The sequence below is a fragment of the Microbacterium sp. PAMC21962 genome, from assembly GCF_019443465.1.
Classification (GTDB): domain Bacteria; phylum Actinomycetota; class Actinomycetes; order Actinomycetales; family Microbacteriaceae; genus Microbacterium; species Microbacterium hominis.
The window spans coordinates 1765115-1775166 of sequence record NZ_CP080381.1 but is presented as its reverse complement, the minus strand read 5'-3'; the positions used below and the strand labels follow the sequence as shown (position 1 = coordinate 1775166).

At 70.7% G+C, this 10052-nt stretch carries 8 protein-coding genes; all 8 read left to right on the top strand.

Translation table 11 applies throughout. The features are described from left to right. Positions 1-76 precede the first annotated feature (76 nt). The 8 genes from KY498_RS08530 to araA all read left to right on the top strand — a co-directional run bounded on the left by KY498_RS08530 (position 77) and on the right by araA (position 10034). A complete protein-coding gene (locus KY498_RS08530) occupies positions 77-1096 on the top strand; it encodes a LacI family DNA-binding transcriptional regulator (RefSeq protein ID WP_060959383.1) in 1020 nt (339 codons plus the stop codon). A 195-nt stretch (positions 1097-1291) separates the two neighbouring features. Then, the gene (locus tag KY498_RS08525; RefSeq protein WP_191007930.1) at positions 1292-2305 is read left to right on the top strand and encodes an ABC transporter substrate-binding protein; all 1014 of its coding nucleotides are present in this window, start codon (positions 1292-1294) and stop codon (positions 2303-2305) included. 114 nt (positions 2306-2419) lie between these two features. After that, a complete protein-coding gene (locus KY498_RS08520) occupies positions 2420-4003 on the top strand; it encodes a sugar ABC transporter ATP-binding protein (protein WP_101305589.1) in 1584 nt (527 codons plus the stop codon). Next, positions 4000-5070: an ABC transporter permease gene (locus tag KY498_RS08515; protein WP_060959386.1), complete on the top strand. Its 1071-nt coding sequence runs from the start codon at positions 4000-4002 to the stop codon at positions 5068-5070. Before KY498_RS08520 ends, KY498_RS08515 begins: the two co-directional genes overlap by 4 nt. Beyond that, positions 5067-6140 carry an ABC transporter permease gene (locus KY498_RS08510; protein ID WP_205282307.1) on the top strand — a complete coding sequence of 358 codons (1074 nt, stop codon included), beginning with the start codon at positions 5067-5069 and terminating at the stop codon, positions 6138-6140. The genes KY498_RS08515 and KY498_RS08510 overlap by 4 nt, the downstream gene beginning before the upstream one ends. Then, positions 6137-6862, top strand: coding sequence for an L-ribulose-5-phosphate 4-epimerase (locus KY498_RS08505; protein WP_060959388.1), 726 nt, complete (start codon positions 6137-6139; stop codon positions 6860-6862). Before KY498_RS08510 ends, KY498_RS08505 begins: the two co-directional genes overlap by 4 nt. Further along, the gene (locus tag KY498_RS08500) at positions 6859-8478 is read left to right on the top strand and encodes a xylulokinase (protein WP_191007931.1); all 1620 of its coding nucleotides are present in this window, start codon (positions 6859-6861) and stop codon (positions 8476-8478) included. Before KY498_RS08505 ends, KY498_RS08500 begins: the two co-directional genes overlap by 4 nt. A gap of 53 nt (positions 8479-8531) precedes the next feature. Continuing rightward, on the top strand, positions 8532-10034 hold the full coding sequence (gene araA, locus KY498_RS08495) for an L-arabinose isomerase (protein ID WP_060959390.1): 1503 nt from the start codon (positions 8532-8534) through the stop codon (positions 10032-10034). Positions 10035-10052 lie beyond the last annotated feature (18 nt).

Sequence of the window (10052 nt, the reverse complement as noted above, 5' to 3'; positions counted from 1 at the left end):
GAGCGCGTGACGACTCCATCGGAACGGTCGCGCCGGCAGGTGGCCGATGCGGAGCTTTCTCAGGGGAGGGGCGCAGATGGCTGACCAGAACGGTCGCGGATGGGCCAAACCGAGCATCTACGACGTCGCCAACCACGCCGGCGTCTCGCACATGACGGTCTCGCGGGTGCTCAACGGGCATCCGAACATCCGCGAGTCCACGCGGGTGCGCGTGCTGCAGGCGATCGATGAGATGCAGTACACCCGCAGCTCGATCGCGCGTGCTCTCGCGACGAGCAGGTCCATGCGCATCGGCGTGCTCGTGGACAGCCCCGTCCAGTGGGGCCCGAACAGCACGCTGCGTGCGATCGAGGAGGCCGCGCGCGCGAGCGCGTACTCGGTGAGCGTGTTCTCGACGTCCGACGAGGATGCCGCCACCATCTCGACCGGCATCAGCGATCTCGTCGCGCAGGGCATCGACGCCCTGTGCGTCATCGCGCCGCGCTCCTCCGCGCTGGAGCTCTTCCGCGAGCACAGCTCGAACATGCCGACCCTCGTCATCAAGGCCGAGCCGGACCCCCACCTCCACACGGTCGCCGTCGACCAGTACACGGGCGCGCGGATGGCGGTGGCGCACCTCGTCGGCCTGGGGCACCGCACCATCGCGCACGTCGCGGGCCCGCTCGACTGGTACGACGCCCGCGCCCGCTGGCAGGGCTGGCGCGACGAGCTGCAGGCCGCGGGCCTGCCCGAAGGGCCGATGGTCCCGGGGGACTGGACGTCGGACCGCGGCTACGAGATCGGGCGCTCGCGCCAGCTGGGCGCCGCGACGGCCGTGTTCGCCGCCAACGACCAGATGGCGCTCGGCACGGTGCACGGGCTCGTGGAGCGCGGTCTGCGTGTGCCGGAGGACGTCAGCGTCATCGGGTTCGACGACCTTCCCGACGCGCGCCACTTCCTGCCGCCGCTGACGACGGTGCGTCAGGACTTCGCCTCGCTGGGCGCTCTCGCGCTGCGGTTGATCATCGCGGCGATCGACGGCGACGACACCGCCATGCACGCCCTGATCGCCCCCGAGCTGGTCCTGCGCGCCTCCACGGCGCCCCCCGCGCGCTGACCCCGTCGACGCCCGCCGCGTGCCGCGCGTGTTCGCGGTAACAAACAGGTAACGAAAGTCACGGAAACCGCGATCCGGGCTTGTGTTCGCCAATTGTTAGCGCGCACAATCGTCCTGCAGCATCCCATGCGCCCCCCCGGGGCACCACACACATCCTCCGCAATCGTCGCGGAGGACTCTCAAGGAGGAGAAAGAATGGACATCAGCAAGCGCGGATTCCGTGGACTGCTCACGGTCGCAGCCGCCGGCGCGATGGTCGTCGGGCTGAGCGCATGCTCGGGCGGCTCGGAGCCTGCCGGCACCGGTGGCGCCGCCGCCGGCAGCGACACCATCACCGTCGGCTTCGTCGCCGTGGGTCCCGAGGGCGGCTGGCGCAACGCCAACGAGCAGGCCATCAAGGACGCGTTCACCAAGGACGCCGGCTTCGACCTCAAGTACGCCCCCGCCGCGAGCCCCAGCGACCAGAAGTCGCAGCTCGACGCGTTCTCGACCTTCGTCAACGACGAGGTGGACGTCATCCTCCTCACCGCGACCGAGGCGTCGGGCTGGGAGGACGAGCTGAAGAAGGCCAAGGAGGCCGAGATCCCGGTCATCCTCCTCGACCGCGGCGTCGACGCCCCGTCGGACCTCTACGTCACCCGCATCGCGCCCGACAACACGCAGGTCGCCAAGTCGGTCGGCGAGTGGGCCGCGACCACCTTCCCGAGCGGAGCGAACTACTTCGTCCTCGAGGGCGTGCCCGGCCTGTCCGTCGTCAACGAGCGCAACGAGGGCTTCGACGCGGCCATCTCCGGCAAGTCCGGCTGGAACAAGGTCGGCGCGCAGACCGCCAACTGGAAGACCGACGAGGGCAAGTCCGTCATCGAGACGGTCCTCAAGGCCAACAACAACAACATCCAGTTCATCTTCGCCCAGAACGACGAGATGGGCATCGGCGCGGCGCAGGCCGTCACCGCGGCGGGCCTCAAGCCCGGCACCGACGTCAAGATCGCCACGATCGACGGCACCAAGGGCGCCCTGGAGGCCCTCGCCAAGGGTGACCTGAGCTTCGTCGCGCAGTACAACCCCTTCTTCGGCACCGACGCTGTCGACGCCGTGAAGAAGGCACTCGCCGGCGAGACGGTCGACTCGACCATCATCGTCAAGAGCGCCACGTTCGACTCGCCGGAGGCCGCGCAGACGGCCCTGGACGAGGGCCTCGGCTTCTAAGCCGCGCCACCGAGCCCGCTCGACACACGGGGACGGGGATCGCCGCCCGCGGCGGTCCCCGTCCCACCATCCACCCGCAGTGGTGACCCACCCATTCAACGAGGAAGTCTGCACGTGGTGACCGAACCCCTCCCGATCGTCGAAGTCCGCGGCGCGTCGATCACGTTCCCGGGCGTCAAGGCCCTCGACGACGTGAACTTCCGTCTGCTGCCCGGCGAGGTCCACACCCTCATGGGCGAGAACGGCGCCGGCAAGTCGACGCTCATCAAGGCGCTGACCGGCGTCTACCAGATCGACTCCGGCTCGATCCTCGTCTTCGGCGAGGAGCGACGCTTCTCCGGCACGGCGTCGGCGCAGGCCGCCGGCATCTCCACCGTGTACCAGGAGGTCAACCTCTGCACGAACCTCACCATCGGTGAGAACGTCATGCTCGGTCACGAGACCCGCTCGGTCTTCGGCATCGACTGGCGCAAGACCCACGCCCGCGCCCGCGAGGTCCTCACCGACATGGGGCTGGGCGACCTCGACCCCCGCGCCCCGCTGCAGTCGATCTCGATCGCCCTCCAGCAGCTCGTGGCGATCAGCCGCGCGATGGTCACCAAGTCGAAGGTGCTCATCCTCGACGAGCCGACCTCGAGCCTGGACGCCGCCGAGGTCGAGACGCTGTTCGGCGTCATCCGGCAGCTGCGCGACCAGGGCGTCGCCATCCTCTTCGTCTCCCACTTCCTCGACCAGGTGTACGCGATCAGCGACCGGATCACGGTGCTGCGCAACGGCCGGTTCGTGGGGGAGTACCTCAAGCGCGACCTCGACCGCACCGAGCTGATCTCCAAGATGATCGGCAAGGACCTCGGCGCCCTGCGGGCGCTCGGCTCCAACCGTCAGGTCGATGACCGCGACCGCACCGCGACCCCGGTCTACGCGGCCGAGGGCATCGCGCGCAAGGGCGCGCTGGCACCCACCGACATCGAGATCCACAAGGGCGAGGTCGTCGGCTTCGCGGGCCTTCTGGGCTCCGGCCGCACCGAGCTCGCCCGCCTGATCGTCGGCGCCGACAAGCCGGATGCCGGCAGCGTCCGCCTCAAGGGCGCCAAGGCGAGCATCACCTCGCCGGTCTCGGGCCTCGCCCACCACATCGCCTACTCCACCGAGAACCGCCGCGACGACGGCATCGTCGGCGACCTCAGCATCCGCGAGAACATCATGCTGGCCGTGCAGGCCCAGCGCGGGTGGCTGCGCCGCGTGCCGGCGCGGGAGGTCGACCGCCTCGTGAAGACCTACATGGAGCGCTTCAGCGTGCGGCCGAACGATCCCGACCGTCCCATCCGTCTGCTCTCCGGCGGCAACCAGCAGAAGGTGCTGCTGGGTCGCTGGCTGGCCACCGACCCCGAGCTGCTGCTGCTGGACGAGCCCACGCGCGGCATCGACGTCGGCGCGAAGGCCGACATCCAGGAGACCGTCGCCGAGCTCGCCGAGGGCGGCATGAGCGTCGTCTTCATCTCCTCGGAGCTGGAGGAGGTCGTCCGCCTCTCGGAGCGCATCGTCATCATGAAGGACCACCAGAAGGTCGGCGAGGTCGTCAACGGCCCCGACGTCACCGCGGAACGGATCGTCTCGATCATCGCCGCCGACTCGGATGCCGCGGCGGAAGCCCGCGCGGACGCCCTCGCCGACGAGGTCGAAGGAGAACAGGCATGAACCGTCTGAGGGCGCTCGTGCGCACACCGTGGTTCTGGGGCATCGTCGGCATCGTCCTGCTGCTCGCCCTGAACACGCTGAAGGACCCGTCCTACCTGGCGGTCGGGGTGAACCCCACGACCGGTCAGCTCTCGGGCAACGTGCTGGACATCCTGCGGGTGTCGGCGCCGATCGTGATGATCGCGCTCGGCATGACCTTCGTCATCGCGACCAGCGGCATCGACCTGTCGGTCGGCTCGGTCATGGCCGTCGGCGGCGCGATCGCCATGGTCACCCTGAGCGGCCTGGGCCAGCCCACCTCGGTGGGGGCGATGTTCGCCGCCATCGGGCTCGCGGTGCTGCTGGGCGTGGTGCTCGGCGCGGTCAACGGCTTCCTCGTGGCGGTCATCGGCCTGCAGCCGTTCATCAGCACGCTCGTCATGATGCTCGCCGGCCGCGGCATCGCCCGCGTCATCACCGGCGGGCAGAACACGAACGCGGAGAACGCGCCGTTCCGGGCGCTGGCCAACGGCCAGTTCCTCGGGCTGCCGCTGAGCTTCGTGCTCGCGATCGCCATCGTGATCCTGGTGGCGCTCGTCATGCGCCGCACCGCGCTCGGGCTGATGATCGAGTCGATCGGCATCAACCCGCAGGCCAGCCGCCTCGCCGGCATCCGTCCGCGGCCCATCCTCATCTCGGTGTACGTGCTGTCGGCGGCGCTCGCCGCGGTCGGCGGCCTGTTCACCGTGTCGGAGGTCATGACCGTCGACGTGTCGGGGACGGGCTACCAGATGGAGCTCGACGCGATCCTCGCGGTCGTGATCGGCGGCACCTCGCTCGCGGGCGGCAAGTTCTCGATCGTCGGGTCGACGGTCGGCGCCCTGCTGATCGCCACCCTCAACAAGACGGTGCTCTTCCTCGGTGTCTCTGCGGCGGCCACCCCCGCCTTCAAGGCCATCGTCATCGTCGCCCTCGTGCTGCTGCAGTCCGAGCGCATCCGCTCCCTCGTGCTGCGTCGCGGCGACCGCTCGCGCACCCCCGAGGCCCCCCTCTCCGAGTCCACGCAGCCGAAGGAGGTCGTCGCATGAGCGACGCGTCCACCACCCGCGAACGCACCGCGCCGGAGCCCGCGGCCGGCACCGCGGCGATCGCCACGCCCCGGGGCACGGCCTGGTCGCGCCTCTGGGGGCGCAGCCAGTCGCTGATCCCGACCCTCGCCGCCGTCGTGCTCTTCATCGGCATGCTCGTGTACGCGGAGCTCGCCTACGGCCGCGTCTTCCACCTCGGCACCATGTCGAGCCTGCTCGTGAGCTTCGCGCCGACGATCATCCTCGCCGTCGCGATGACGATCGTCATCCTCTCCGGCGGCATCGACCTCTCGGTCGGCGCGGTCGTCGCCTTCACCTCGGTCGCCGGTGTCATGCTCATGGGCATCGGGGTCAACGGCTGGCTCGCGATCGTGCTGATGATCGTGTTCGGTGCGCTGTTCGGACTGGTCTCGGGCGTGCTGATCCAGTACTTCAATGTGCAGCCGTTCATCGCGACGCTGGCGATGATGTTCCTGGCACGCGGACTGGCCTCGATGCTCTCGACGGTGCCCGTCCACGCCCCGGACGACGCGCCCATCCGCCTCTTCGCCACCGACTTCAAGCTCATCGACGGCGTCAAGACGAACGACCTCGTGCTCACGCCGGGCTTCTTCGTCGCCGTGATCATCGTGATCGCCGCCGTGTTCTTCCTGCACCGCACCCGCACCGGACGCACCGTCTACGCGATCGGCGGCGCGGAGTCGTCCGCTCAGCTGATGGGCCTGCCCGTCGCCCGCACCCGCGTCTGGATCTACGTGATCAGCGGCGCGCTGGCCGGCGTCGCGGCGGTCGTCTACACGGCCGAGGTCGGCGGCAAGGCGCAGAACGTCACCGGCATCGGCTGGGAGCTCGATGCGATCGCGGCGGTCGTCATCGGCGGCACCCTCCTGACCGGCGGCGTCGGCTACGTGCTCGGCTCCGTCGTGGGAACGCTCGTGCTCGCGGCGCTGTGGATGATCATCACGAAGGACGGCTCCATCAAGCCCGAGTACCTGACGATCATCACCGGCGGCATCCTCCTGGCCTTCGTCCTGCTCCAGAGGGTCCTCACGAAGCGGAGGAGCGGATGAGCGGGCACGAGGGCGCGGTCGTGATCGACGCCGCGCTGCAGGAGCGCATCGATGCGGTGCGCGCCGATGTCGCCGCCCTCCACGGCGAGCTGGTGCGGTACGGCCTCGTCGTCTGGACGGGCGGGAACGTGTCGGGACGGGTTCCGGACAGCGACCTGTTCGTCATCAAGCCCTCCGGGGTCTCGTACGACGACCTGGCGCCGGAGAACATGATCCTCTGCGATCTCGACGGCGCCGTCGTCCCCGGCACTCCGGGCAGCGACCGCAGCCCCTCGAGCGACACGGCGGCCCACGCCTACGTGTACCGGAACATGCCCGACGTCGGCGGTGTCGTGCACACCCACTCCGACTACGCGGTCGCCTGGGCGGCGCGCGGCGAGGAGATCCCCTGCGTCATCACGGCGATGGCCGACGAGTTCGGCGGACCGATCCCCATCGGCCCCTTCGCGATCATCGGCGACGACTCGATCGGCCGCGGCATCGTGGAGACCCTGCGGGGCCACCGCAGCCGCGCCGTGCTGATGCAGAACCACGGTCCCTTCACCATCGGCGTCAACGCCAAGGATGCCGTCAAGGCCGCCGTGATGTGCGAGGACGTCGCCCGCACCGTGCACATCGCCCGCCAGGCGGGGGAGCTCATCCCGATCCCGCAGGAGAAGATCGACGCGCTCTACAACCGGTATCAGAACGTCTACGGGCAGGGAACGGACGAACGGCGATGACCACCACGGGTGACACCGTCCTCGCGGAGGCGATCCGCGCCGGTCGCACCAGCCTCGGCATCGAGTTCGGCTCGACCCGGATCAAGGCCTGCCTCGTCGACGCCGATGCGCCGGCGACCGTGCTGGGCGTCGGTGCCCACGCGTGGGAGAACCGTCTCGAGGACGGCCGCTGGACCTATCCGCTCGACGCCGTCTGGGCGGGACTGCAGGACGCCTACGCCGACCTGGTCGCCGACGTCGAGCGCCGGTACGGGGTGCGGCTGGAGACCGTGGGCGCGATCGGCGTCTCGGCGATGATGCACGGCTACCTCGCCTTCGATGCGCACGGCGAGCTGCTCGTCCCCTTCCGCACCTGGCGCAACACCAGCACGGGTCCGGCCGCCGCGGAGCTGTCGGAGCTGCTGGGCGTGAACATCCCGCTGCGCTGGACGATCGCGCACCTGCGGCAGGCGGTGCTCGACCGCGAGCCGCACGTGGCGCGGCTCGCCGCGGTCACGACGCTGGCCGGCTACGTGCACGAACGCCTGACGGGTCGGCGTGTCCTGGGCGTCGGAGACGCCTCGGGCGTGTTCCCGATCGGCGCCGACACGGCGGACTACGACGAGCGCCTGGTCGCGCGCGTGGACGCGCTCATCGCGCGCGACGGCGCCGCCCTCCCGCCGCTGCGCTCCCTGCTGCCCGAGGTGCTGCCCGCGGGCGCCGATGCGGGGTCGCTGACCCCCGAGGGCGCGGCGCTGCTCGATCCCCGCGGCGCGCTGCGGCCGGGCGTGCCGTTCTGCCCGCCCGAGGGCGACGCCGGCACCGGCATGGTCGCGACCGGCGCGGTCGCGCCGCGCACCGGCAACGTCAGCGCCGGCACGAGCATCTTCGCCATGGTCGTCCTGGAGCGGCCGCTCGCCGGGCGTCACCACGAGCTCGACCTCGTGACGACCCCCGCCGGCGACCCGGTCGCGATGGTCCACTGCAACAACGGCGCCAGCGAGCTCGCCGCCTGGGCGGGCCTGTTCCGCCGGTTCGCGGCGGCATCCGGAGCGCCCCTCGACGACGACGCCGTGTTCGAGGTCCTGCTGCGCGAGGCGCTCGAGGGCGATGCCGACGCGGGCGGACTGCTGGCCTACAACCACCTCGCGGGCGAGCCGATCGCCGGCCTCACGGCGGGGCGCCCGCTGTTCGTGCGCACGCCGGAATCGACGTTCGACCTGGCCAACGTCATGCGCGCGCAGGTCTACGGCGTGTTCGGCACCCTCGCCCTGGGCATGACGGTGCTGCACGGGGAGGGCGTCGCCCTCGACCGGATGTACGCCCACGGCGGCGTCTTCCGCACCGCCGGCGTCGCGCAGCGCTTCCTCGCGGCCGCCCTCGACGCCCCCGTGGCCGTCGGCGACACCGCGTCCGAGGGCGGGGCGTGGGGCATCGCGGTGCTCGCGGCCTTCCGTCGCGCGGTCGCGGCGCGCGCCGCCGAAGGCCTCGGCGCCTACCTGGACGCCGTGGTGTTCGCGGATGCCGCGGCCGCCGTCGTCGACCCCGATCCCGCGGACGTCGCGGGATTCGCCCGCTATCTCGACCGCTACCGCGCCGGCCTCGCCGTCGAGGCGGCGGCCGTCACCGCTCTCTGAGGCCGCGCCCCTTCGCGGCCGCCCACCCCCGTCCCCACGACCGGAAAGACATCATGACCCTCTCCACCACTCTCGAGAACTACACCGTCTGGTTCGTCACCGGCAGCCAGGGGCTGTACGGCGAGGAGACGCTGCAGCAGGTCGCCGCGCAGTCGCAGGCGGTCGCCGCCGGTCTCGAGGGGCTGCCCGTGCGCGTCGTGTGGAAGCCGGTGCTGACCGACTCCGACAGCATCCGCCGCCTGGCCCTGGACGCCAACAGCGACGACTCCGTCATCGGCGTCGTCGCCTGGATGCACACCTTCAGTCCCGCCAAGATGTGGATCGCGGGCCTGGACGCACTGCAGAAGCCGCTGCTGCACCTGCACACGCAGGCCAACGTCGAGCTGCCCTGGAACGACATCGACTTCGACTTCATGAACCTGAACCAGGCCGCCCACGGCGACCGTGAGTTCGGCTACATCCAGACCCGGCTGGGGGTGGCCCGCAAGACCGTCGTGGGTCATGTCTCCAACCCCGCCGTGCGCGATCAGATCGAGCAGTGGCAGCGCGCCGCCGCCGGATGGCAGGCCGCCCGCACCCTCAAGCTCGCTCGCTTCGGCGACAACATGCGCTACGTCGCGGTCACCGAGGGCGACAAGACCGAGGCCGAGCTGCGCTTCGGCGTGCAGGTGAACACGTGGGGCGTGAACGAGCTCGCGGATGCCGTCGCCGCGGCATCCGACGCCGACATCGACGCCCTGGTGCAGGTGTACCTCGCCGAGTACGACGTCGCCGAGGAGCTGCGGCCCGGCGCCGAGCGCCACGCGTCGCTGCGCGACGGCGCGGCCATCGAGATCGGACTGCGCACCTTCCTCGAAGCCGGCGGCTTCGGCGCCTTCACGACCTCGTTCGAAGACCTCGGCGCGCTGACGCAGCTGCCGGGTCTGGCGGTGCAGCGGCTCATGGCCGAGGGCTACGGCTTCGGCGCCGAGGGCGACTGGAAGACTGCGATCCTCGTCCGCGTCGCCAACGTCATGGGCGCGGGCCTGCCGGGCGGTGCGAGCCTCATGGAGGACTACACCTACGACCTGGTCGCCGGGGACGAGAAGATCCTCGGCGCGCACATGCTCGAGGTCTCGCCGTCGCTGACGACCCAGAAGCCGCGCCTGGAGATCCACCCGCTCGGCATCGGCGGCAAGGACGACCCGGTGCGTCTGGTCTTCACCGCCGACCCCGGCCCCGCCGTCGTGGTCGCCATGAGCGACATGCGCGACCGCTTCCGGCTGGTCGCCAACGTGGTCGAGAACGTCGACGCGCCCGACCTGCCGAAGCTGCCGGTCGGACGCGCGATCTGGAAGCCGGCGCCCGACTTCGCGACCAGCGCCGCCTGCTGGCTGACCGCCGGCGCCGCGCACCACACCGTCATGACGACGGCGGTCGGCATCGAGGTCTTCCGCGACTTCGCCGACATCGCCGGCACCGAGCTCCTCGTGATCGACGAGGACACCACCGTCCGCGGCTTCCAGAAGGAGCTGCGCTGGAACCAGGCCTACTACCGCCTGGCCCAGGGATTCTGAGCCCCCTCGCCCGCCCTC

What these genes read in the sequence shown, in the direction of transcription:
- KY498_RS08530 (WP_060959383.1), top strand. Translation starts at nt 77, where the DNA reads ATGGCTGACCAGAACGGTCGCGGATGGGCCAAACCGAGCATCTACGAC.
- KY498_RS08525 (WP_191007930.1), top strand. Translation starts at nt 1,292, where the DNA reads ATGGACATCAGCAAGCGCGGATTCCGTGGACTGCTCACGGTCGCAGCC.
- KY498_RS08515 (WP_060959386.1), top strand. Translation starts at nt 4,000, where the DNA reads ATGAACCGTCTGAGGGCGCTCGTGCGCACACCGTGGTTCTGGGGCATC.
- KY498_RS08510 (WP_205282307.1), top strand. Translation starts at nt 5,067, where the DNA reads ATGAGCGACGCGTCCACCACCCGCGAACGCACCGCGCCGGAGCCCGCG.
- KY498_RS08505 (WP_060959388.1), top strand. Translation starts at nt 6,137, where the DNA reads ATGAGCGGGCACGAGGGCGCGGTCGTGATCGACGCCGCGCTGCAGGAG.
- KY498_RS08500 (WP_191007931.1), top strand. Translation starts at nt 6,859, where the DNA reads ATGACCACCACGGGTGACACCGTCCTCGCGGAGGCGATCCGCGCCGGT.
- araA (WP_060959390.1), top strand. Translation starts at nt 8,532, where the DNA reads ATGACCCTCTCCACCACTCTCGAGAACTACACCGTCTGGTTCGTCACC.